At 71.4% G+C, this 21,578-nt stretch carries 21 protein-coding genes; 8 read left to right on the plus strand and 13 right to left on the minus strand.

Features of this window, described 5'->3' with window-relative positions; translation table 11 throughout:
* Positions 1 to 157: 157 nt before the first annotated feature.
* The 4 genes from ectA to thpD all read left to right on the plus strand — a co-directional run bounded on the left by ectA (position 158) and on the right by thpD (position 3,596).
* Entirely contained in the window at positions 158 to 667 is a 510-nt protein-coding gene (ectA, locus tag JJV70_RS12145) for a diaminobutyrate acetyltransferase (RefSeq protein ID WP_219047877.1), read from the plus strand.
* A gap of 117 nt (positions 668 to 784) precedes the next feature.
* Entirely contained in the window at positions 785 to 2,053 is a 1,269-nt protein-coding gene (gene ectB, locus JJV70_RS12150) for a diaminobutyrate--2-oxoglutarate transaminase (protein WP_219047878.1), read from the plus strand.
* Between the two features lie 93 nt (positions 2,054 to 2,146).
* The gene (locus tag JJV70_RS12155) at positions 2,147 to 2,545 is read left to right on the plus strand and encodes an ectoine synthase (protein ID WP_219047879.1); all 399 of its coding nucleotides are present in this window, start codon (positions 2,147 to 2,149) and stop codon (positions 2,543 to 2,545) included.
* A gap of 148 nt (positions 2,546 to 2,693) precedes the next feature.
* Positions 2,694 to 3,596, plus strand: a complete 903-nt coding sequence (thpD, locus tag JJV70_RS12160) for an ectoine hydroxylase (RefSeq protein WP_219047880.1) — start codon at positions 2,694 to 2,696, stop codon at positions 3,594 to 3,596.
* A gap of 152 nt (positions 3,597 to 3,748) precedes the next feature.
* Here the strand turns inward: thpD and JJV70_RS12165 are convergent, their stop codons facing one another.
* The gene (locus tag JJV70_RS12165; RefSeq protein ID WP_219047881.1) at positions 3,749 to 4,807 is read right to left on the minus strand and encodes an aminotransferase class V-fold PLP-dependent enzyme; all 1,059 of its coding nucleotides are present in this window, start codon (positions 4,805 to 4,807) and stop codon (positions 3,749 to 3,751) included.
* 333 nt (positions 4,808 to 5,140) lie between these two features.
* Between JJV70_RS12165 and JJV70_RS12170 the strand changes: the two genes are divergently transcribed.
* A complete protein-coding gene (locus tag JJV70_RS12170) occupies positions 5,141 to 6,361 on the plus strand; it encodes a TerD family protein (protein ID WP_219047882.1) in 1,221 nt (406 codons plus the stop codon).
* 210 nt (positions 6,362 to 6,571) lie between these two features.
* On the opposite strand, the gene JJV70_RS12175 is transcribed toward JJV70_RS12170, so the two are convergent.
* Positions 6,572 to 8,110, minus strand: coding sequence for a hypothetical protein (locus JJV70_RS12175; RefSeq protein WP_219047883.1), 1,539 nt, complete (start codon positions 8,108 to 8,110; stop codon positions 6,572 to 6,574).
* A gap of 361 nt (positions 8,111 to 8,471) precedes the next feature.
* On the opposite strand from JJV70_RS12175, the gene JJV70_RS12180 reads away from it, so the two are divergent.
* Positions 8,472 to 10,271, plus strand: a complete 1,800-nt coding sequence (locus tag JJV70_RS12180) for an endonuclease/exonuclease/phosphatase family protein (RefSeq protein WP_374227286.1) — start codon at positions 8,472 to 8,474, stop codon at positions 10,269 to 10,271.
* A 28-nt stretch (positions 10,272 to 10,299) separates the two neighbouring features.
* On the opposite strand, the gene JJV70_RS12185 is transcribed toward JJV70_RS12180, so the two are convergent.
* From JJV70_RS12185 to JJV70_RS23245, 11 genes are all read right to left on the minus strand, one after another.
* Positions 10,300 to 11,100, minus strand: coding sequence for an EI24 domain-containing protein (locus JJV70_RS12185; RefSeq protein ID WP_219047885.1), 801 nt, complete (start codon positions 11,098 to 11,100; stop codon positions 10,300 to 10,302).
* A 238-nt stretch (positions 11,101 to 11,338) separates the two neighbouring features.
* Complete coding sequence (dapD, locus tag JJV70_RS12190) at positions 11,339 to 12,328, minus strand: 2,3,4,5-tetrahydropyridine-2,6-dicarboxylate N-succinyltransferase (RefSeq protein WP_219047886.1); 990 nt, start codon at positions 12,326 to 12,328, stop codon at positions 11,339 to 11,341.
* An 83-nt stretch (positions 12,329 to 12,411) separates the two neighbouring features.
* On the minus strand, positions 12,412 to 12,735 hold the full coding sequence (locus tag JJV70_RS12195; protein WP_219047887.1) for a multidrug efflux SMR transporter: 324 nt from the start codon (positions 12,733 to 12,735) through the stop codon (positions 12,412 to 12,414).
* 183 nt (positions 12,736 to 12,918) lie between these two features.
* Positions 12,919 to 13,260, minus strand: a complete 342-nt coding sequence (locus JJV70_RS12200; protein WP_219047888.1) for a metal-sulfur cluster assembly factor — start codon at positions 13,258 to 13,260, stop codon at positions 12,919 to 12,921.
* Entirely contained in the window at positions 13,257 to 13,724 is a 468-nt protein-coding gene (gene sufU / locus JJV70_RS12205) for a Fe-S cluster assembly sulfur transfer protein SufU (protein ID WP_219047889.1), read from the minus strand. The genes JJV70_RS12200 and sufU overlap by 4 nt, the downstream gene beginning before the upstream one ends.
* A gap of 14 nt (positions 13,725 to 13,738) precedes the next feature.
* Positions 13,739 to 15,001 (minus strand): cysteine desulfurase, encoded by a 1,263-nt coding sequence (locus JJV70_RS12210; RefSeq protein ID WP_219047932.1) that lies wholly within the window; start codon positions 14,999 to 15,001, stop codon positions 13,739 to 13,741.
* A gap of 17 nt (positions 15,002 to 15,018) precedes the next feature.
* A complete protein-coding gene (gene sufC / locus JJV70_RS12215; protein WP_219047890.1) occupies positions 15,019 to 15,783 on the minus strand; it encodes a Fe-S cluster assembly ATPase SufC in 765 nt (254 codons plus the stop codon).
* Positions 15,784 to 15,789: 6 nt separating this feature from the next.
* Positions 15,790 to 16,122, minus strand: coding sequence for a non-heme iron oxygenase ferredoxin subunit (locus tag JJV70_RS12220; protein WP_219047891.1), 333 nt, complete (start codon positions 16,120 to 16,122; stop codon positions 15,790 to 15,792).
* Positions 16,119 to 17,303 carry a Fe-S cluster assembly protein SufD gene (gene sufD, locus JJV70_RS12225; protein WP_219047892.1) on the minus strand — a complete coding sequence of 395 codons (1,185 nt, stop codon included), beginning with the start codon at positions 17,301 to 17,303 and terminating at the stop codon, positions 16,119 to 16,121. The genes JJV70_RS12220 and sufD overlap by 4 nt, the downstream gene beginning before the upstream one ends.
* 69 nt (positions 17,304 to 17,372) lie before the next feature.
* Positions 17,373 to 18,794: a Fe-S cluster assembly protein SufB gene (sufB, locus tag JJV70_RS12230; RefSeq protein WP_219047893.1), complete on the minus strand. Its 1,422-nt coding sequence runs from the start codon at positions 18,792 to 18,794 to the stop codon at positions 17,373 to 17,375.
* On the minus strand, positions 18,791 to 19,639 hold the full coding sequence (locus JJV70_RS23245; protein ID WP_308294795.1) for a helix-turn-helix domain-containing protein: 849 nt from the start codon (positions 19,637 to 19,639) through the stop codon (positions 18,791 to 18,793). Before JJV70_RS23245 ends, sufB begins: the two co-directional genes overlap by 4 nt.
* Before the next feature lie 199 nt (positions 19,640 to 19,838).
* On the opposite strand from JJV70_RS23245, the gene JJV70_RS12240 reads away from it, so the two are divergent.
* Together JJV70_RS12240 and JJV70_RS12245 are read left to right on the plus strand one after the other, a co-directional pair.
* Positions 19,839 to 20,762: an ABC transporter ATP-binding protein gene (locus JJV70_RS12240; protein WP_219047895.1), complete on the plus strand. Its 924-nt coding sequence runs from the start codon at positions 19,839 to 19,841 to the stop codon at positions 20,760 to 20,762.
* A gap of 59 nt (positions 20,763 to 20,821) precedes the next feature.
* On the plus strand, positions 20,822 to 21,544 hold the full coding sequence (locus tag JJV70_RS12245; RefSeq protein ID WP_219047933.1) for an ABC transporter permease: 723 nt from the start codon (positions 20,822 to 20,824) through the stop codon (positions 21,542 to 21,544).
* Positions 21,545 to 21,578: the final 34 nt, after the last annotated feature.

Consider the following 21,578-nt stretch of genomic DNA (forward strand, 5'->3'; position numbering starts at 1 on the left):
CCGTTACCAGCTTCAGGCGCGCACGCGCGCGATAACATATGCGCGTGCCATGCGTAACCCCTTCCCACGATGCAACTTCGATTTTTCCTGGGTAAATTGATTCGACATGACCCCCGCACAAGCTGACCGTGCACGTGCCCGAAGCGAATTCATGGAAATGCCCGAGGGACTCAAGCTCGACACACCACGGGTGGACGACGGAGCCGCCATCTGGCGGATCGCCCGCGACTCCCAGGTGCTCGACCTGAACTCCTCGTACAGCTACCTCCTGTGGTGCCGCGACTTCGCCGCCACCTCCGTAGTGGCTCGCGACGGGAACGGCGAACCGGTCGGCTTCATCACCGGCTACGTCCGGCCCCAGGACCCCCGCACCCTGCTGATCTGGCAGGTCGCCGTGGACCACGGCCAGCGCGGGCGCGGACTGGCCGGAGCGATGCTGGACGGGCTCTTCGCCCGGGTGTCCCGGGAGCTGGGGACGGACCGCATGGAGACGACGATCACCCCGGACAACGCCCCCTCCAACAAGCTGTTCACCTCCTTCGCCGAGCGGCACGGGGCCGAGGTCAAGCGCGACGTGCTCTTCGACGGCGAGGTCTTCCCCGGCGACGAGCACGAGCCCGAGGTGCTGTACCAGATCGGCCCGATCCGTACCCCCGTCATGGCCTGACGCGCCCGCGGCCCGCCCCGCCCGGCGGTCTCCGCGACGTCCGGCCCCGGGGACCGGGACCGGTGCCAGGCCCCACCAGACTTCACGCTTTTCACGACTCACTCCCAGGAGCCATCCGTGACCATCACCCAGCCTGATCTGAGCGTCTTCGAGACTCTGGAGTCCGAGGTCCGCGGTTACTGCCGCGGCTGGCCCACGATCTTCGACCGGGCCCAGGGCAGCCACATGTACGACGAGGACGGCCACACCTACCTGGACTTCTTCGCCGGCGCCGGCTCGCTCAACTACGGGCACAACAACCCGGTCCTCAAACGCGCGCTGATCGACTACCTCGAACGCGACGGGGTGACCCACGGGCTGGACATGTCCACGGTCGCCAAGCGGGCGTTCCTGGAGACGTTCCAGAACGTCATCCTGCGCCCGCGTGACCTGCCCTACAAGGTCATGTTCCCCGGCCCGACGGGCACCAACGCGGTCGAGGCCGCGCTGAAGCTGGCCCGCAAGGTCAAGGGGCGCGAGTCGGTCGTGTCCTTCACCAACGCCTTCCACGGCATGTCGCTGGGCTCACTCGCCGTCACCGGCAACGCCTTCAAGCGGGCCGGCGCGGGCATCCCGCTGGTGCACGGCACCCCGATGCCGTTCGACGCCTACTTCGACGGGACGACCCCGGACTTCCTGTGGTTCGAGCGGCTGCTGGAGGACTCCGGTTCCGGCCTGAACCAGCCCGCTGCCGTGATCGTCGAGACGGTGCAGGGTGAGGGCGGCATCAACGTCGCCCGTCCCGAGTGGCTGCGCGCCCTGGCGGAGCTGTGCGAGCGGCACGACATGCTGCTCATCGTGGACGACATCCAGATGGGCTGCGGCCGCACCGGTGCCTTCTTCTCCTTCGAGGAGGCGGGCATCGTCCCGGACATCGTCACCATCTCGAAGTCGATCAGCGGCTACGGTCTGCCGATGTCGCTGACGATGTTCAAGCCGGAGCTGGACATCTGGGAGCCGGGCGAGCACAACGGCACCTTCCGGGGGAACAACCCGGCCTTCGTCACCGCCACCGCCACGCTGGAGACGTACTGGGCGGACGGCCAGATGGAGAAGCAGACCCTGGCCCGTGGCGAGCAGGTCGAGGCGGCGCTGGGCGAGATCGCCAAGGAGCACCCGGAGGCCGTCGTCGAGCATCGCGGCCGTGGCCTGGTGTGGGGCATGGAGATGGCCGAGCCCGCGCACGCCGGGCAGATCGCCAAGCGCTGCTTCGAGCTGGGTCTGCTGGTGGAGACCTCTGGCCCGGACAGCGAGGTCGTCAAGATGCTGCCCGCGCTGACCATCACGCCCGAGGAGCTTGACGAGGGACTGCGCATCCTGGCCCGTGCCGTCCGCGAGACTGTCTGACGCACCGCCCTTCCGGCCCGCCCCGTATCCGGGGCGGGCCGCCCCGTAGCTGCCCGACCGGGCAGCCGAACGATCAGAAAGGCACCACGAGAAGTGATCGTCCGTTCCCTCCAGGAGATCGAGAACACCGACCGCGACATCCGCTCCGCGTCGGGCACCTGGCGCAGCAAGCGCATCGTGCTGGCCAAGGAGAAGGTCGGCTTCTCGCTGCACGAGACGGTGCTGTACGCGGGCACCGAGACCTCGATGTGGTACGCGAACCACATCGAGGCCGTGCTGTGCGTCGAAGGTGAAGCCGAGCTCACCAACGACGAGACCGGTGAGAAGCACTGGATCAGCCCCGGGACGATGTACCTGCTCGACGGGCACGAGAAGCACACACTGCGCCCGAAGACGGACTTCCGGGTGATCTGCGTCTTCAACCCCCCGGTGACCGGGCGCGAGGACCACGACGAGAACGGCGTCTACCCGCTCCTCACCGAGGACGACTGAGCCACGGACGCGGGGTGTGGTGCGAGAACCACCCTCCGCGTCTTTGGAATGTTTCCTGTGGGGAACACGTGACCGCGTGGGGGCGACTCCCCAGGAGACGACTGACACGAAGGACAGGACCGCGCGAGAGGAGAGGAAGGAAACTCCCATGACCACCGCACCCGAGCGCATCATCACCGACCTTTACCCGACCCGGGGGGCGACCGAAGCAGCCGTCCCGCGTCAGGACCCGGTGGTGTGGTCCGACCCGGACGTCACCGGCCCGATCACGGCCGGGCACCTGGCGGACTACGAGCGTGACGGGTTCCTCGCAGTAGACCAGCTGATCACCCCGGACGAGGTGTCGGTCTACCGCGGAGAACTGGAAAGGCTCATCTCGGACCCGGAGATCCGCCGCGACGAGCGCTCGATCGTCGAGCCGCAGTCGCAGGAGATCCGGACCGTGTTCGAGGTGCACAAGATCAGTGAGGTGTTCGCCGGGCTGGTGCGCGACCCGCGGCTCGTCGAGCGGGCGCGGCAGATCCTCGGCTCGGACGTCTACGTCCACCAGTCCCGGGTCAACGTGAAGCCGGGGTTCGGCGCCCGTGGTTTCTACTGGCACTCGGACTTCGAGACGTGGCACGCGGAGGACGGTCTGCCGAACATGCGGACCGTTTCGGTGTCCATCGCGCTGACCAGGAACTACGACACCAACGGCGGCCTGATGATCATGCCGGGGTCGCACAAGACCTTCCTCGGCTGCGCGGGCGAGACGCCGAAGGACAACTACAAGAAGTCGCTGCAGATGCAGGACGCCGGTACGCCCTCGGACGAGGCGCTGACCAAGTTCGCCGACGCCCACGGCATCAGACTGTTCACCGGCGAGGCCGGTTCGGCCACGTGGTTCGACTGCAACTGCCTGCACGGTTCCGGCGACAACATCACGCCCTACCCGCGCAGCAACGTGTTCATCGTCTTCAACAGCGTGGAGAACACCGCGGTGGAGCCCTTCGCCGCGCCCGTGCGGCGGCCGGAGTTCCTCGGCGCCCGTGACTTCACCCCGGTGAGGTAACCCGCGTCGGTCCCGGTCCGGCGTGCGGGCCGGGACAGGTAACCAGGAGGCCCCGGGCCCGGGTGCCGCCCTCCGCGGGGCGGCCCCCAGGCCGGGGGCGTTTCTGTGTGCGGACACCGGTGCGCCCGCACTCGGCGCCGGCGCCGTGACCGTTAGGTGCGGCTGTGCTCGCCCAGCACCTCCAGCGCGCGGTCCACGTCGTCCTCGGTGTTGAACAGGTGGAACGCGGCGCGCAGGTTGCCCACGCGGGTGGAGAGGCGGATTCCGGCCTTGGCCAGCGCCTCGGCCGCGTCGCCCAGGCCGGGCACCGCGACGATGGCCGAGTCCGCCTCCACCGGGCGGTGCCCCAGCTCCCGCACCCCAGCCCGGAACCGGGCCGCCAGGCCCCGGTTGTGCTTCCCGATGGCCTCGGGGCCCAGCTCGGCGATCAGGTCGAGGGAGGGCACCGCGCCCAGGTAGGGCAGGAACGGCGGCGACTCGTCGAAGCGGCGGGCGCTGCGGGCCAGCTCCTCGACCGGCCCGTAGCACGTCTCCCACGGGTTCTCCCCCGCGATCCAGCCAGCGTGCAGGGGCCGCAGCCCGCCGCCGTCCTCCGGCACCGTCAGGAACGACGTGCCACGGGGGCAGAGCAGCCACTTGTAGGCGCCGCAGACGGTGAAGTCGGCCAGCGCGGGGTCCAGCGTCAGCCAGCCGGTGGACTGCGTGGTGTCCACCAGGACGCGGGCGCCGTGGGCGCCGGCGGCGGCGCGGACGGCGGCCAGGTCGGCGACGCGGCCGTCGGCGGACTGCACCGCGCTGACCGCCACGAGCCCCGTGCTGGGCCGCACCGCGTCGGCCAGCTCCGGCAGTGGCACCGAACGGAGGACGAGTCCGGGGCGGCGCACGGCGAACGGGTTGACCAGCGAGCTGAAGTCCCCGTCGGCCACCAGCACCTCGGTGCCCTCGGGCAGCGACTGGGCGATCAGGCCGACATGGACGGCCACGGCCGAACCGGTGGCCACCCGCGTCGGCGGCACGCCCGCCAGCTGCGCGAACGCGGTCCGGGCGGCCTCGACCCGCTCGTAGTAGCCGACCTGGTCCATCTCGGCCTCCGCCATCTCCCGCACCGCCGCGTGCAGGACGGCGGTGGTGCGGGCCGGGAAGAGACCATGGGCGGCGGTGTTGAGGTAGGTCAACGTGGGGCTGAACTCGGCACTCATCGGTTGCGACATGCCACCGACTCTCTGTCACCGGGCCAGAGTTGTCCATGGCCACCGGACAGCGCGTGGCCCGGAGCGGGCCGCGCGCGGGTGACATCCCGTGGCATGCGCTGCGTCTTTCCGTGCCACAGGTCACCCGGACGCCGCAACGGGGATTCTGAGCTGGGCCGATGGCGAGCGACGCGGGCCTGAGCGTCGGCACCCCGCCGCCCGCCGGACTGCCGGGCTCGTGGGCGCGGTGGGCTGCCCGCGTCCGGCGGGCAGCCGTCGCCTGGGCCTGGGCCGGTCGCTGCGGCGGTGTGGAACCGTGCTGCTCCGCCGGTCGTTAACGACGGCATGACCGCTATGACTCCCGGCTCGAACCTGCCCCTGACCGCGGCCCGGGTGGCCGTCGAGGTCGCCGCTCCGGTGCGGCTGGACGTCTCGGGCCTGCTGCTCGCCGCCGACGGCAAGGTGCGCTCCGACGCCGACTTCGTGTTCTACAACCAGCCCTCCGGCCCCGGCGTGACACACAGCAGCAGCGGCAGCACCGACACCATCACTGTGGACACGGCCGCGATCCCGGCCGAGATCGACAAGGTCGTAGTAACGGCGAGCCTGGACACTCCGGGCGGTACGTTTGCGGGGACCGAGCCCACCGGCACCGTGCGGGACGCCGCGAGCGGCGCGGTGCTGGCCACGTTCACCCCGTCACAGCTCGGCGCGGAGACGGCACTGGTGCTGGTGGAGGTCTACCGGCGGGGCGGCACGTGGAAGGTGCGGGCGGTCGGCCAGGGTTACGCCAATGGGCTGGCGGGTATCGCCACGGACTTCGGCGTCACCGTCGAGGAGCCCGCTCCGGCTCCGGCAGCCACCGCGCCGCCCGCTGCCCCGGGGCCTGTCTCCGCTCCGGCAGCCCCAGCGGCCGCGCAGCCTGCCGCTCCGGCTCCCGGCGCACAGCCCGTGCAGCCCGCACAGCCCGCACAGCCCGCCGCTCCGGCTCCGGGCGCGGGGAAGATCAATCTGGACAAGGGGCGCGTCAGCCTGCAGAAGAACCAGTCGGTCTCCCTGGTCAAGGACAACCAGCCGTTGCGCTCCTCGCTGGTCATGGGCCTGGGCTGGGAACCGGCGTTCCGTGGCAAGAGCATCGACCTGGACGCCTCCGTCATCGCCTTCGACGCCCGGCGCAAGAAGATCGACGAGTGCTACTTCGGCAAGCTGGCCATCCTGCGGGGTGCCATCCAGCACTCGGGCGACAACCTCACCGGTGAGGGCGCGGGCGACGATGAGACCATCCGCGTCCACCTCGACGGTCTGCCGCCGGAGGTGACGGGCCTGGTGTTCACCGTCAACTCCTTCACCGGGCAGAAGTTCAGCGAGGTCGCCAAGGCGTACTGCCGTCTGCTGGACGAACGCGGCCAGGAGCTGGTGCGGTTCGACCTGACGGACGCCGAGCCGCGCACCGCCGTCCTCATGTGCAAGTTCGTCCGGCAGTTCTCGGGCGAGTGGGAGATGACGGCGCTCGGCCAGTTCCTGGACGGCCGCACGGTGCGCAGCCTGGTCAAGCCCGCAGGCCAGGCCCTGTAACAGGCGCCCACCGGACGGCTGGAGCGCGGCACGGGCACAAGGTGGCGGGGACGCACGCAGTAGGCGCCGTGCGCCCCCGCGCAGCTCTCGTGGTGTGGAACCAGCGATGGCCCGCGCGCCGGTGACGGCTCCAGCCGAAGGGTGGCGCCCACCGGCCCGCCCCGGCCGGAGCGGGCCGACGCAGGCGTCCGCTGCCCTGGCCCGTGATCGTCACGCGGTGCGGGAGCGGGCCTTGTACGCCGCCTTACGGGCCGCCTTGGCCGCCGCGCGGTCAGGGTGCAGACGGGCCATCGCCTCCAGCACGAGCGGCGTGGCGGGGTGCTCCACGCGCCACGCCTTGTCGAAGAACCCGCTGTGCTGGGCCACCAGACCGGCCATCAGCTCGCTCAGCTCCGGAGCGGCGGCGGCCGGGTCGTCCGGGTCCAGCTGGGCGGCCAGCGTGTCCACGGTGAGCCAGAAGATCAGCTCTTCGCCGGGCGGCGGGACATCGGCGGCGCCGTGCTCGGCGAGCCACACCCGGGCCAGGCCGCCCAGTTCGGCGTCATCGAGCACCTCCCGCAGGGCGGGTTCGGCCTCGGCTCCGGCCGCCGCGAGCCCCTGCTGGCACAGCAGCCGGCGTCGCGGGGCCAGCGCGTCCCGGCCCCGGGCGGCGTCCAGCAGCGCCCGGGCGGCGTCCAGCGCGGGGCGCCGGGCCAGCCACTGTTCCAGCTCCACCTGGGCCAGCGCCTCCGGGTAGGCCGTCACGGCGGCGAGCAGGGCGGGGGCGTCGGCGTCCACCAGGTCACCCACGGCTGGTGCCCGCACGCCCGCGTCGAGCATGCTGGCGCGCTCCCCGTACAGGCCCAGCGGGGTGAACCGGACCATCCCGTACCGGCTCAGTTCCTCCTCCGGCAGCTCCGAGGCGGTGGACAGCGCGGTGGGCGGCTCCTCTCCCTCGTGCGGTTCGGCCTCCTGCAACAGCGCCTCGTCCACCGGGCGGTACTCCACCCCGCCGGACGGCTCCAGCACGCGCAACTGCGCGTCGAGCCGCATCATCACCTCAGAGACGTCCTCCAGCACGGCGTCGGTGGGGTGGTCCATGTCGTCGGGGACGACCATCGAGGCGGCCAGCACGGGCAGCGGCACCATCGCGCCGTCGGCGACGGCCGGGTCCTCGGCGGTGAGGAGGTAGAGGTTGGCGAGCGCGGCGTCGAGGAAGTCGGCGGACTCCTGCGGGTCCCAGTCCAGGTCGGGTTCCACGGTGTCCGGGTCGGGTGCCGCGCCGTCGTCCAGGTCGGCGGGCCAGCCAGCCGCCGCCATCACCTCTTCGAAGCTGGGGGTCCCGGCGGTGTTGACGGCCGCCTCCCACACGTCGCGCCAGATCTCCAGGACCTGCTCGGGGCCGCCCTGGGTGAGCAGCTTGGCCGCGTCCCCGGTGCGGGCGACCTCCTCTCCCAGGTCGTCGAAGCCCTCGCCGTCGGCCTCCTCTTCGACGGTCACCTCCACCAGGGCGGCGTCCACGGCCGCGTGCCACGCCTCGACGGTCTCCCCGAGCGCTTCCCCCGCGTCGCCAAGGCCGAGCTCGCGGGCGGCCTCGGCCAGCCGGGGCTCGGGCAGGTCCCCGGCGACCGTCAGCCGCACCCCGTCCCCGGCCCAGCGGGCGAGGGCGGCCGCCCGGCTCAGCAGCGGCGCGGCCAGGGCGTCCCGGGCCAGTTCGGCCTCGTCGGGCAGCCGTACGGGCGGCATGGTGGGGCGGTCGTCACCGGACATCGGCCTCGGGCTCCTCGGGGGCGGGACGGTCAGGGCACCAGGTGGGCCACAACGCGAAACGTCATAGGGCGGACGGGGGAAAACGGCCGCTGGGGACCAGCCTAGACGGAGCGGCGGACCGCCCGGGCCGTTCACTGTTCCGTCTCCCCCGGGCCATGCGCCGTCCCTTGACAACCACCCCCCTGTGGGCGACTTTTACGCGCGTAGAGATCCCCCGCCCCCACCATCCGCACTCCTGTTGAGGGGACCGCTCTTGAGCACTCGACGCAGCTTCCACCCCACCCCCGAAACCGGGCGTGTTCCGGGCGGCCCGACGGGCCGGAGACGAACGCCGCCCGGCTCCACATGCCTCCCCCGCGCCCTGGCCCTCGCGGCCGTGGCCGCCATCACCCTGCCCGCCACACCCGCGGCCGCCTCCGGCTCCCAGGCCGCCGCCGACGTCCGCATCCACGACATTCAGGGCGAGACCCGCGTCAGCCCCCTGGCCGGGCAGCAGGTGCGCGAGGTGCCCGGCGTCGTGACCGGCGTGCGCCCCTACGGCTCACGCGGCTTCTGGTTTCAGGACCCCCACGGCGACGGCGACCGGGCCACCAGCGAGGGCATCTTCGTCTTCACTCGCTCCACGCCCACCGTCGAGCCCGGTGACGCGGTGCTGGTCAGCGGCCGGGTGGGCGAGTACACCTACGGCGGAACAGGCTCGGGCAACCAGTCCGTCAGCCAGATATCCGGCGCGGAGGTCACCGTCGTCTCCTCCGGCAACCCGCTCCCCGAACCCGTCGTGCTGGACCGGCGCGCGGTGCCCGAGCGGTACGCGCCCCAGGGCACCGGCACGGACGGCACGATCACCGGACTCCCGCTGCGTCCCGGCCGCTATGCCCTCGACCGCTACGAGTCGCTGGAGGGCATGAACGTGCGCGTGGAGGACGTGCGCGTGGTGGGCCCCACCTCGCGCTACCACGACCTGTGGATCACCATCGAGCCGTGGCAGAACCGCACCGAGCGCGGCGGCACCCGCTACGCCGGGTACGACGAGCAGAACTCCGGCCGCCTGAAGGTCACCTCGCTCACCCCCGTGGCGCAGCGGCCCTTCCCCGTCGCCGACACCGGTGACGTCCTGGCCGGGGGCACCGAAGGCCCGCTGGACTACGACCAGTTCGGCGGCTACCTACTGGCCGCCCGCGAGCTGGGCGAGATACGTGACGCCGGGCTCCGGCCGGAGCGCACCCGGCCGCAGGACCGGCGGGAACTGGCCGTCGCCTCCTACAACGTCGAGAACCTCTCCCCCGCTGCCGAGCAGCGCACGTTCGACCGGCTCGCGCGCGGCATCGTGGAGAACCTGGCCGCGCCCGACATCGTCGCGCTGGAGGAGATCCAGGACAACAGCGGCCCGGCGGACGACGGCACCGTCTCCGCCGAGGAGACCCTGCGGCAGCTGACGGACGCGATCGTGGCGGCGGGCGGCCCGCGCTACGCGTGGCGGGGCATCGCGCCCCAGGACAAGCGGGACGGCGGCCAGCCCGGCGGCAACATCCGCAACGTCTTCCTGTTCAACCCCGCCCGGGTGTCCTTCACCGACCGTCCCGGCGGCGACGCGACCACACCCACCGACGTCGTAAGACACCGGGGCAAGGCGGCTTTGACCCTCTCGCCCGGCCGCGTCGATCCGGCTCACCCCGCCTGGGAGAACAGCCGCAAGCCGCTGGCCGGTGAGTTCCGCTTCCGTGGCAGGCCGGTCATCGTCATCGCCAACCACTTCGCCTCCAAGGGCGGCGACCAGGCGCTGCACTCGCGCTTCCAGCCGCCGAACCGGTCCTCCGAGGAGCAGCGCCACCAGCAGGCGCGGGTGGTGAACGCCTTCGTCAAGGACATCCTGGCCGTGCAGAAGAAGGCGGACGTCGTCGTGCTCGGCGACATCAACGACTTCGAGTTCTCCGAGACGACGCGGCTGCTGACCGCAGGCGGTGTGCTGGAGAGCGCGGCGTACTCGCTGCCCCGGGACGAGCGGTACACCTACGTGTTCCAGGGCAACGCGCAGGTGCTCGACCAGACGCTCGTCTCCCCCGGCATCCGGTGTTACGACTACGACATCGTGCACGTGGGCGCCGAGTTCGCCGACCAGGCCAGCGACCACGACCCGCAGGTGCTGCGCTTTAGGCCCTGACACGGCGCACACGGCCCGCCGCGCCGTGTCAGGCGGTCGGCGGGCCGAAGCGGCCCAGGGGGCTGGCGGGCACGGGCGCCGGGCCGGACGGCTGGTCCGGCGTCAGCTCGCGCACCAGCAGGGTCGCACCGGCGACAGCGCCGGGCATCAGGAAGATCGCGACGAACGGCACCAGGAACGCCGCCGCCAGCGGGACGCCGAAGCCCAGCACCAGCCGCTTGCGGCCCCGCAGCACGCGCATGCGCTCGCGCACCGGGACACCCCGGCGCTGCATGGCCACGGAGGTCAGCTCCACGGTGAGGAAGAACGCCGACACGCACAGCCCGAGCGCCGGAACCACCGTCTGCCCGAGGAACGGCACGAAGCCCAGCACGAACAGCGGCACGGCGAACGCCAGCGCCCACATCAGCACGTACAGGCTGTCGCACAGCGAGCGCCACAGCTCGCGCCACAGTGGCTGCTCCGGCCCGCTGGGCACGCCGCCCTCGCTGGCCTCCACCGTCTCGGAGAGCTTCTCGTAGAACGGGTCACCGATGAGCAGGGTGACGGCGGTGAACGTGAGCACCGCGAGCATCAGGCCGCCGGCGAAGAACAGTACGCCGACGGTGACGCGCAGCGGCGTGCGCCACGCCTCCTGCCAGTCGTCGGCGAACGGGGTGGCCCAGGCGGCCAGGTCACCGGCGTACAGGCCGAGGGCGACGAGGGCGGCGAGGTACAGCGTGAGCGCGAGCGCGGCCGGGATCAGCCCGAACCCGTACCACCGCTTGTGGCTCGCCACCCACCGCTGTCCCCGCCCCAACAGGCGCACTCCCGTGCCCAGATCGCTCATGCGGGTCAGCGTATCCACGTTCCGGGCGTGCCCGGGACTAGAGCGTGTCGCGAAACCGGGCGGGCGGCGCCCCCGGCTCTGCGGCTTACCACCGTGCGGAGGCGTCACCTCCGGCTCCGGTCGGCAAGCTCCCGCAGCGGTGGCCAGGGGAGCTTGAGACCGGGTGAAGCCGCTCTCCGGGGCCTGGGCGAAGCCCCGCCACGGGACCGGCGGGGAGGGAAGTCCGCCCGGTGGCAGCTCAGTTGTTGCTGTGCAGGGCCTCGTTCAGGCCGCCCCAGGAGCCGGAGCGCGGCAGGGCCTCGACCGCGCCGGAGGTCGAGTTGCGGCGGAACAGCAGGTTGTTCGCACCGGAGAGCTCAAGCGCCTTCACCACGTCGCCGTCCGGCAGCGTCACGCGCGTGCCCGCCGTGACGTAGAGACCGGCCTCGACGATGCAGTCGTCACCCAGCGAGATGCCGATGCCTGCCTCCGCGCCGAGCAGGCAGCGCTCGCCGATGACGACGCGTTGCTTGCCGCCGCCGGAGAGCGTGCCCATGATCGACGCGCCGCCGCCGATGTCGGAGCCGTCGCCCACGACGACCCCGGCGCTGATGCGGCCCTCGACCATCGACGTGCCGAGCGTGCCCGCGTTGAAGTTGACGAAGCCCTCGTGCATGACGGTCGTGCCCTCGGCCAGGTGCGCGCCGAGCCGGACCCGGTCCGCGTCACCGATGCGCACGCCCCCCGGCGCGACGTAGTCGGTCATGCGCGGGAACTTGTCCACGCTGGTGACGTTCAGCTGGCGGCCCTCGGCGCGGGCGGCCAGGCGCACGTCCTCCAGCGTCTCGACGGGGACGGGGCCCAGCGTCGTCCACGCCACGTTGGCCAGCAGGCCGAAGACGCCGTCGAGGTTTAGCCCGTGCGGCTGGACCAGGCGGTGGCTGAGCAGGTGCAGCCGCAGGTAGGCGTCGTGCGCGTCGGCGGGCTTGGCGTCCAGCGAGCCGATGGCCGTGCGGACGGCGATGACCTCCACGCCGCGCAGCGGGTCGGGGCCGAGTGCGCGCGGTGCGGACGCGCCCAGGAGTTCGGCGGCGCGCTCGGCGCTCAGCCGCTCGGTACCGGCCGGGCCGGGCTCGGCGGCCAGCTCGGGGCGGGGGAACCAGGTGTCCAGGACGGTGCCGTCAGCGGTGACGGTGGCGAGCCCGGCGGCGACGGCGCCGGTGGTGCGGGTGGTGGCTGCTTCGGTCATGCGGTCAACCTAACCGGCCCGCTCGCGCCGAAGCGAACCGGTCTCGCGAGGCGGTCGCACCCAACGCCGTCCCGGGGCCGTCTCTAGTGCGCCGCGCCGCCCAGGTTCAGGACCACCACGCCCGCGATCACCAGCACGATGCCCAGAATGCGGGCGAACGTGACCGGCTCATCGATGAACACCATGCCGATCGTGGCGATGGCGGCCGTGCCGACGCCGGACCAGATCGCGTAGGCGGTGCCGACGGACATCGTCTTCAGCGCCTGCGCGAGCAGGACGAAGGCGATGAGATAGCCGACCGCCGTACCCAGCGTGGGCCACAGGCGGGTGAAGCCGTCGCTGTACTTCATCGAGGTCGTCGCGAGAACCTCCGCGAAGATCGCCGCGCCCAGCGTCAGGTACACCATGCGGACAGCCTATGCAGGCTGCTGTCAGCGGCCCGCAGCGGGCAGCGCAGACAGCGCAGGCAGCGCGCCAGGTCGGGAACCCGGCAGCGGGACGGGCGAGTTCCGCGCGTTCGGCGGGGCGCACGTCAGTGGGCTCCGGCAGGCGTGCCGGAGCCCACTGACGTGCGCGGAGTGCGGAAGGGCTCAGACGTTGAAGCCCAGGGCGCGGAGCTGTTCGCGGCCGTCGTCGGTGATCTTGTCCGGGCCCCACGGCGGCATCCAGACCCAGTTGATCTTGAGTTCCCGGACGATGCCCTCGGTCGCGGACTTCGCCTGGTCCTCGATGACGTCGGTCAGCGGGCAGGCGGCCGAGGTGAGCGTCATGTCCACCGTCGCGGTGTTGTCGTCATCGACGTGGACACCGTAAACGAGGCCGAGGTTGACGACGTCGATGCCCAGTTCCGGGTCCACGACGTCCATCATCGCCTCGCGGACCTCTTCCTCACTGGCGGGCGTGCCCGGGGTGGCTTCGGTCGTCTCAGTCATGCGGTCTTCTCCTTCGCGGGGGCGTCGCCCAGCGCCTGGGCCGTCGCGTCCTTCCAGGCCATCCAGCTCAGCAGGGCGCACTTCACCCGGGCCGGGTACTTGGAGACACCGGCGAAGGCGACGGCGTCCTCCAGCACGTCCTCCATGGCGTCGTCCGGGGTGATCTGGCCCTTGGACTGCATCAGCTCCAGGAACGTCTCCTGGACGCGGCGTGCCTCGGCCAGCTCCTTGCCCACCAGCAGCTCGTTCAGCACCGACGCGCTGGCCTGGCTGATGGAGCAGCCCTGGCCCTCGTAGCTGACGTCGGCGATCTTCTCGCCCTCGTAGCGCACCCGGAGCGTGATCTCGTCCCCGCAGGTCGGGTTGACGTGGTGCACCTCGGCGTCGCCCTCGCGCAGCCCGCGCCCGTGCGGGTTCTTGTAGTGGTCCAGGATCACGTCCTGGTACATGGAGTCCAGCTTCACGTGTCAGGCCATCCTCATCCGAAGAAGTTCCGTACGTACTCCAGCCCCTCGACCAGGGCGTCCACCTCGGCCGGTGTGGAGTACAGATAGAACGACGCTCGCGTGGTCGCGGGAATTCCGTAGCGCAGGCAGACGGGACGGGCACAGTGGTGCCCCACCCGCACGGCGATGCCCTGTTCGTCGAGGACCTGGCCCACGTCGTGCGGGTGGATGTCGCCGAGGACGAACGAGATCGCCGCACCCCGGTCCTCAGCCGTGGTGGGGCCGATGATCCGCAGGTCCGGCACCTCGCGCAGCCGCTCGACGGCGTAGCCGGTCAGGGCGTGCTCGTGGGCGGCGATGCGGTCCATGCCGACGGAGGACAGGTAGTCCACCGCCGCGCCCAGGCCCACGGCCTGCGCGATCGGCGGGGTGCCCGCCTCGAACTTGTGCGGCGCCGGGGCATAGGTGGAGGAGTGCATCGAGACGGTCTCGATCATCTCGCCGCCGCCGAGGAAGGGCGGCAGGTCCTCCAGCAGCTCCTGACGGCCCCACAGCACGCCGATGCCGGTCGGACCGCACATCTTGTGCCCGGTGAAGGCGACGAAGTCGGCCTGGAGCGCCTGCACGTCCAGCACCATGTGCGGCGCGGCCTGGGAGGCGTCAACGACGACGAGCGCCCCGACCTCCTGCGCGCGGCGCACGATCTCCTCCACCGGGTTGACCGTGCCCATGATGTTGGACACCAGGGTGAAGGAGACGACCTTGGTCTTCTCCGTGATGACCTGGTCGATGGCCGACAGGTCCAGGCGGCCGTCGTCGGTCAGGCCGAACCACTTCAGCTTCGCGCCTGTGCGCTGCGCGAGCAGCTGCCACGGCACGATGTTGGAGTGGTGCTCCATCTCGGTGATGACGACCTCGGTGTCGCTGTCCACGCGGTAGGGCTCGTCCGCCCAGCCGAGCATGTTGGCGACCAGGTTGAGGGACTCCGAGGCGTTCTTGGTGAAGATCACCTCGTCCCGGCTGGGGGCGTTGACGAACGCCGCCACCTTGTCCCGCGCGCCCTCGTACAGGGCCGTGGCCTCCTCGGCCAGGACATGCACCCCACGGTGGACATTGGCGTTGTGCTGCTCGTAGTAGCCGCTGAGCGCGTCGAGTACCTGACGCGGCTTCTGCGAGGTCGCCGCGTTGTCCAGGTACACGACCCGCTTCCCGTCGTGGACCAGGCGGTCCAGGATCGGGAAGTCCTTGCGGATCGCCTCGGTGTCGAGGAGGCCGGGAAGCCCGTGGCCCGGGATCTCACGGCGAGAGGAAGTCACGCGGTCGTGCCCCCCTTCACGTACTGCTCGTAGCCCTCGGCCTCCAGCTTGTCGGCCAGCTCGGGGCCGCCGGACTCCACGATGCGGCCCTTGGCGAAGACGTGCACGTGGTCGGGCTTGATGTAGCGCAGGATGCGCGTGTAGTGGGTGATCAGCAGGGTGCCGACCTCACCGGACTCGCGCACCCGGTTCACGCCCTCGGACACCACGCGCAGAGCGTCCACGTCCAGACCGGAGTCGGTCTCGTCCAGGATCGCCATCTTCGGCTTCAGCAGCTCCAGCTGCAGGATCTCGTGGCGCTTCTTCTCACCGCCGGAGAAGCCCTCGTTGACGTTGCGCTCGGCGAAGGCCGGGTCGATGGCCAGCCGCTCCATGGCCTCCTTGACCTCCTTCACCCAGGTGCGCAGCTTGGGGGCCTCACCGCGCACGGCGGTGGCGGCGGTGCGCAGGAAGTTGGAGACGGAGACGCCGGGCACCTCGACCGGGTACTGCATGGCGAGGAAGACGCCCGCGCGGGCGCGCTCGTCCACGGACATCTCCAGCACGTCCTCACCGTCGAGGGTGACGGTGCCGGAGGTGATCGTGTACTTGGGGTGGCCCGCCAGCGAGTAGGCGAGCGTGGACTTGCCGGAGCCGTTGGGGCCCATGATGGCGTGCGTCTCGCCCTGCTTCACGGTCAGATCGACACCGCGCAGAATCTCGGTGGGGCCGCTGTCGGTCTCGGCGGAGACGTGCAGGTCGTGGATCTCAAGGGTGGCCATGGGGCTTCAGGACTCCTGGGTGACGGAGACGAGCACGGCCGCGTCCGGGCCGTCTCCTTCGATCTTTACGGGGTACACGGGGACGGGCCGGGTTGCGGGCAGGCCCGAGGGCTTTCCGGTGCGCAGGTCGAAGCTGGAGCCGTGCAGCCAGCACTCGATGGCGCAGTCCTCCACCTCGCCTTCGGAGAGCGAGACGTTGGCGTGGGAGCAGATGTCGTTGATGGCGAACACCTCGCCCTCGGTGCGCACCAGCGAGATCGGCGTGCCATCGATTTCCACCCGCTTGGGGGTGTCGTCTTCCAGCTCGCCGAGGCTCGCGACCTTCACGTAGGCGCTCATGCGACGGACGCTTCCAGCTCGTCGTCGATCTTGGCGAGCAGCCGCTCCTGGACGTCGGGCAGGCCGATCTGCTGGACCAGCTCGGCGAAGAAGCCGCGCACGACCAGACGGCGGGCCTCGTCGGCGGGGATACCGCGCGCCATGAGGTAGAACAGCTGCTCGTCCTCGAAGCGCCCGGTGGCCGAAGCGTGCCCGGCGCCGGCGATCTCGCCCGTCTCGATCTCCAGGTTCGGCACCGAGTCAACGCGGGCGCCGTCGGTGAGGACGAGATTGCGGTTCAGCTCGTAGGTGTCGGTGCCCTCGGCGTTCTTGCGGATCAGCACGTCGCCGATCCACACCGCGTGCGCGTCCTGGCCCTGGAGCGCGCCCTTGTAGGCCACGTTGCTCCGGCAGTTCGGGGCGTCGTGGTCCACGAAGAGGCGGTGCTCCTGGTGCTGCCCGTTGTCGGTGAAGTACAGGCCGTACAGCTCCGCCTCTCCGCCGGGGCCCGCGTAGGTGACGCGCGGGTGCAGGCGCACGACGTCACCGCCGAAGGTGACGACGACGGACTTGAACGTGGCGTCCCGCCCGACCAGCGCGTTGTGCTGGGAGCAGTGCACGGCGGTGTCGGCCCAGTCCTGCACGGAGACGACCGTCAGCTTGGCGTTGTCGCCGAGCACGAACTCCACGTTGGCGGCGCGCACCGCGTCACCGGTGTGGTCCAGGACGAGGACGGCCTCGGCGAAGGCGCCCAGCTCGAAGACGGTGTGCCCGTAGGACACGCCGCCCTCGCCGTGCAGGCCGACGCGGATCGGCTCGTTCAGCACCGCTTCCTTGGGCACGGTGACCACGGTGGCCTGCTCGAAGGCGCTGTAGGCCTGGGCGGCCACCCGGTCCACCGGCTGTCCGGCGCGGCCGAGCCGGGCGTCGTCCCGGCCGACGGTCTCGACGGTGACGCCCTCGGGCGCGGAGATCTCCGCCTTGAGCCCGCCGGACGCCTCCGCGCTGCCGTCGTGCAGGCCGCGCAGCCGCTCCAGCGGGGTGAAGCGCCACTCCTCCTCACGGCCGTGCGGCACCGGGAAGTCCGCCACGTCGAAGGACGGCGGGGCGCTCATCCGGGTGGCGACGGTGGACTCGGCGGCCACCGCGATGGCGCCGGAGGCGGTGGAACCCGCCGGAATCGTCTGCTGAGCCTGGGCCATGGCTGTTCGTACTGCTCTCTTTCTCGGTTCAGGACGCTGTGCGCTCGCGAGGGTGGGGCCGGGTCGGCGTCAGCCGACCGCGCCCTCCATCTGCAGCTCGATCAGCCGGTTGAGCTCCAGGGCGTACTCCATGGGCAGCTCCTTGGCGATCGGCTCGACGAAGCCGCGCACGATCATCGCCATGGCCTCGTCCTCGGCCATGCCCCGGCTCATCAGGTAGAAGAGCTGGTCGTCGCTGACCTTGGAGACGGTGGCCTCGTGGCCCATCGTCACGTCGTCCTCGCGGACATCGACGTAGGGGTAGGTGTCGGAGCGCGAGATGGTGTCCACCAGGAGCGCGTCGCACAGCACGTTGGACTTGGAGTTCTCCGCGCCCTCGGCGATCTCGATCAGACCCCGGTAGGAGGTGCGGCCACCGCCCCGGGCCACCGACTTGGAGACGATGTTGGAGGAGGTGTTCGGCGCCATGTGCACCATCTTGGCGCCCGCGTCCTGGTGCTGGCCCTCACCGGCGAAGGCGACCGAGAGCGTCTCGCCCTTGGCGTGCTCGCCCATCAGGTAGACGGCCGGGTACTTCATCGTCACCTTGGAGCCGAGGTTGCCGTCTACCCATTCCATGGTCGCGCCCTCGTAGGCCACGGCGCGCTTGGTGACCAGGTTGTAGACGTTGTTCGACCAGTTCTGGATCGTCGTGTAGCGGCAGCGCCCGCCCTTCTTGACGATGATCTCCACGACCGCCGAGTGCAGCGAGTCGGAGTTGTAGATCGGCGCGGTGCAGCCCTCGACGTAGTGCACGTAGGCGTTCTCATCGACGATGATCAGCGTCCGCTCGAACTGGCCCATGTTCTCGGTGTTGATCCGGAAGTAGGCCTGGAGCGGGATGTCCACGTGCACGCCCGGCGGCACGTAGATGAAGGAGCCGCCGGACCACACGGCGGTGTTCAGCGCGGCGAACTTGTTGTCACCGGCCGGGATGACCGTGCCGAAGTGCTCCTGGAAGATCTCCGGGTGCTCGCGCAGCGCGGTGTCGGTGTCCAGGAACAGCACGCCCTGGCTCTCCAGGTCCTCACGGATCTGGTGGTAGACGACCTCCGACTCGTACTGGGCGGCGACACCGGCGACCAGACGCTGCTTCTCGGCCTCCGGGATGCCCAGGCGGTCGTAGGTGTTCTTGATGTCCTCCGGCAGGTCCTCCCAGGACTGGGCCTGCTTCTCGGTGGAGCGCACGAAGTACTTGATGTTGTCGAAGTCGATGCCGCTCAGGTCCGAGCCCCAGTTCGGCATGGGCTTCTTCTCGAAGAGCTTGTGCCCCTTCAGGCGGAGCTTCAGCATCCACTCGGGCTCGGACTTCTTGCCGGAGATGTCGCGGACGACCTCCTCGGAGAGTCCGCGCTTGGCCGAGGCACCGGCCGTGTCGGGGTCGGCCCAGCCGTACTCGTAGTTGCCCAGGCCCTCCAGCTCGGGGTGGGCGGTCTCCGTGGGGAGCGTCATGCGGGGTTCCTCCCGGCGGTGCTTGCAGAAGCTGTTGGCGATGCGTGTGCGGTGGCGGTGTTGTCGGCGTGGGCGGCGTGGTCGGCGCGGGCGGCGTGCTCGGCGTTGCCGAGGTGGCCTGGGTGGCCGGTGTGGTCGGCGTCTTCCCCGGCGCCTGGGGGTGCCTTCGGGACGAAGGTGGTGCACACCCCGTCGCCATGGGCGAGGGTGGCCAGACGCTGGACGTGGGTGCCGAGCAGGCGGGAGAAGACCTCCGTCTCCGCCTCGCACAGCTGCGGGAACCGCTCGGCGGCGTGCGCCACCGGGCAGTGGTGCTGGCAGAGCTGCTCACCGGGGGACGCGGGCGCGCTGCGTGCGGTAGCAGCGTACCCGTCCTCGGAGAGCGCTTCGGCCAGGACGCGGGTGCGGTCCCGGGGCGCGGCCTGTGCCAGCCGCTCGCGGTACCGCTCCGTCTGGGCGGCGACCCGGGCGCGGGCGAAGGCGGCCACGGCCTCCTGGCCCCGCGCCCCGCCGCCGGCGGCCTGCGCGATCCAGCGCAGGGCATCGACGGCGAGCTCGTCATACGCCTGGTCGAACGCGTCCCGGCCGGAGCCGGTGAGGGCGAACACCTTGGCGGGACGGCCGCGGCCCCGGTGCCCGTAGACCCGCTGGGCGCGGGCTTCCACCATGCCGTCGGCCACCAGGGCGTCCAGGTGACGGCGCACGGCCGCCTGGGTCAGCGCCAGCCGCTCGGCCAGCTCGGCCGCGGTGGACGGGCCGTGGTCGAGGATGGAGCGGGCCACGCGGTTACGGGTGCCGTGCTGCTCGTCCACAGCGGCGTGCGCACCCGAAGCCGCGGGGGGCACTGTGGCCTCCCGCGTCGTGTGTGCGGCTCCCGTGTTTTTCACAACGTCATTGTTGCGTAATTCCGCGCAAGCGGGCAAGCGGCGGCTGTGACCTGCGCGAATGGGGTGCATCACGTAAGGCGTACCTAACTTCTGGGGCGCCCGGCCGAAGGCTGGGGTGGGACCGGGGGCCGCCCGCCGCGTGCCTAGACTCGGCCGTATGCACGAGAAGGCGGCCGTGGAGGTCGGGGGGCTGGTCAAGCGGTACGGCCGGACCACCGCCGTGGACGGCCTCGACCTCAGCGTCGGCCACGGCAGCGTCACCGCCGTGCTCGGCCCGAACGGCGCGGGCAAGACGACCACCGTGGAGACCTGCGAGGGCTACCGCCGCCCGGACGCCGGAACCGTACGCGTCCTGGGCCTGGACCCCATCGCTGACGCCCGGGAGCTGCGCCCCCGCGTCGGGGTGATGCTCCAAAGCGGCGGTGTCTACCCCGGGGTACGCGCCGGGGAGATGCTGCGGCACCTGGCGAAGCTGCACGCGCGTCCGCTGGACGTCGGCGCGCTCATCGAGCGGCTCGGGCTCGGCTCCTGCGGCCGCACCACCTACCGGCGCCTGTCCGGCGGCCAGCGGCAGCGGCTCGCGCTCGCGCTGGCCGTCGTCGGCCGCCCCGAGGTGGTCTTCCTGGACGAGCCGACGGCGGGCCTGGACCCGCAGGCGCGCCGCGCCACCTGGGACCTGGTGCGCGAGCTGCGCGCCGACGGCGTCACCTGCGTGCTGACCACCCACTTCATGGACGAGGCCGAGGAGCTGGCCGACGCGGTCGCGATCATCGACGCGGGCCGGGTCATCGCCCACGGCACGCCCGAGGAGCTGTGCCGGGGCGGCGCCGAGAACACCCTGCGCTTTACCGGACGCCCCGGACTGGACCTCGGCTCACTGCTGAAGGCGCTGCCGCCGCACACCACCGCGGCCGAGGTGACCCCGGGCACCTACCGGCTGCGCGGCACGGTGGACCCGCAGCTCATCGCCACGGTGACCTCCTGGTGCGCGCAACACGGCGTCCTGCCGGACCGCATCGCGGTCGAGCGGCACACGCTGGAGGACGTCTTCCTGGAGCTGACCGGTAAGGAGCTGCGGTAGTGAGCGGGGTTTCCACGGGCGCGTACGCACCGGCGCCGGGCGCGGCCCCGGCCGGGCGCATGATCGTCGCGCAGGCGCTACTGGAGCTGCGCATGATGCTGCGGCACGGTGAACAGCTGCTGCTCACCGTCGTCATCCCGACCCTGCTGCTGGTGCTGTTCAGCGCGGTGGACGTGGTGGACGTCCCCACCGGCGGCGGGGAGCGCGTGGACTTCTTCGCGCCCGGCGTGCTCGCGCTGGCGGTGCTGTCCACGGCGTTCACCGGGCAGGCGATCGCCACCGGGTTCGAGCGGCGCTATGGGGTGCTCAAGCGGCTGGGCGCGTCGCCCCTGCCGCGCTGGGGGCTGATGACGGCGAAAACCGCCGCCGTGGTCGGCGTCATCGTGCTCCAGGTGGTGCTGCTGAGCGCGGTGGCGCTGGCGCTGGGCTGGTCGCCGCGCGGCAACCCGCTCGCGGTGGCCCTGCTGCTGGTGCTGGGGACGGCGGCGTTCAGCGGGCTGGGGCTGCTGATGGCCGGGACGCTGCGCGCGGAGGCGACGCTCGCGGCGGCGAACCTGGTGTTCCTGCTGCTGATGCTGGGCGGCGGGGTGATCATCCCGCTGGAGCGCTTCCCGGGCGCGGTACAGGGGGTACTGGGCGCGCTGCCGATCACCGCGCTGTCCGACGGGCTGCGCGCGGTGCTCCAGGACGGCGCGGTACTCCCGTGGGCGGACGTCGGCCTCCTCGCCGCGTGGGCGGCGGTGGCGCTGGCGGCCGCCGCCCGCTGGTTCCGCTGGGAGTAGGCGGGCGGCGTCCGTCCGCGCCGCACCGGAAAGC

Source organism: Streptomyces sp. JJ66 (assembly GCF_019303495.1).
Taxonomy (GTDB): Bacteria; Actinomycetota; Actinomycetes; order Streptomycetales; family Streptomycetaceae; genus Streptomyces.

Excerpts from the sequence above, each read along its gene's own strand:
- ectA (WP_219047877.1), top strand. The coding sequence starts at position 158 with ATGCCCGAGGGACTCAAGCTCGACACACCACGGGTGGACGACGGAGCC.
- thpD (WP_219047880.1), top strand. The coding sequence starts at position 2,694 with ATGACCACCGCACCCGAGCGCATCATCACCGACCTTTACCCGACCCGG.
- JJV70_RS12165 (WP_219047881.1), bottom strand. The coding sequence starts at position 4,807 with ATGTCGCAACCGATGAGTGCCGAGTTCAGCCCCACGTTGACCTACCTC.
- JJV70_RS12170 (WP_219047882.1), top strand. The coding sequence starts at position 5,141 with ATGACTCCCGGCTCGAACCTGCCCCTGACCGCGGCCCGGGTGGCCGTC.
- JJV70_RS12175 (WP_219047883.1), bottom strand. The coding sequence starts at position 8,110 with ATGTCCGGTGACGACCGCCCCACCATGCCGCCCGTACGGCTGCCCGAC.
- JJV70_RS12185 (WP_219047885.1), bottom strand. The coding sequence starts at position 11,100 with ATGAGCGATCTGGGCACGGGAGTGCGCCTGTTGGGGCGGGGACAGCGG.
- dapD (WP_219047886.1), bottom strand. The coding sequence starts at position 12,328 with ATGACCGAAGCAGCCACCACCCGCACCACCGGCGCCGTCGCCGCCGGG.
- JJV70_RS12195 (WP_219047887.1), bottom strand. The coding sequence starts at position 12,735 with ATGGTGTACCTGACGCTGGGCGCGGCGATCTTCGCGGAGGTTCTCGCG.
- JJV70_RS12200 (WP_219047888.1), bottom strand. The coding sequence starts at position 13,260 with ATGACTGAGACGACCGAAGCCACCCCGGGCACGCCCGCCAGTGAGGAA.
- sufC (WP_219047890.1), bottom strand. The coding sequence starts at position 15,783 with ATGGCCACCCTTGAGATCCACGACCTGCACGTCTCCGCCGAGACCGAC.
- JJV70_RS12220 (WP_219047891.1), bottom strand. The coding sequence starts at position 16,122 with ATGAGCGCCTACGTGAAGGTCGCGAGCCTCGGCGAGCTGGAAGACGAC.
- sufD (WP_219047892.1), bottom strand. The coding sequence starts at position 17,303 with ATGGCCCAGGCTCAGCAGACGATTCCGGCGGGTTCCACCGCCTCCGGC.
- sufB (WP_219047893.1), bottom strand. The coding sequence starts at position 18,794 with ATGACGCTCCCCACGGAGACCGCCCACCCCGAGCTGGAGGGCCTGGGC.
- JJV70_RS12240 (WP_219047895.1), top strand. The coding sequence starts at position 19,839 with ATGCACGAGAAGGCGGCCGTGGAGGTCGGGGGGCTGGTCAAGCGGTAC.
- JJV70_RS12245 (WP_219047933.1), top strand. The coding sequence starts at position 20,822 with ATGATCGTCGCGCAGGCGCTACTGGAGCTGCGCATGATGCTGCGGCAC.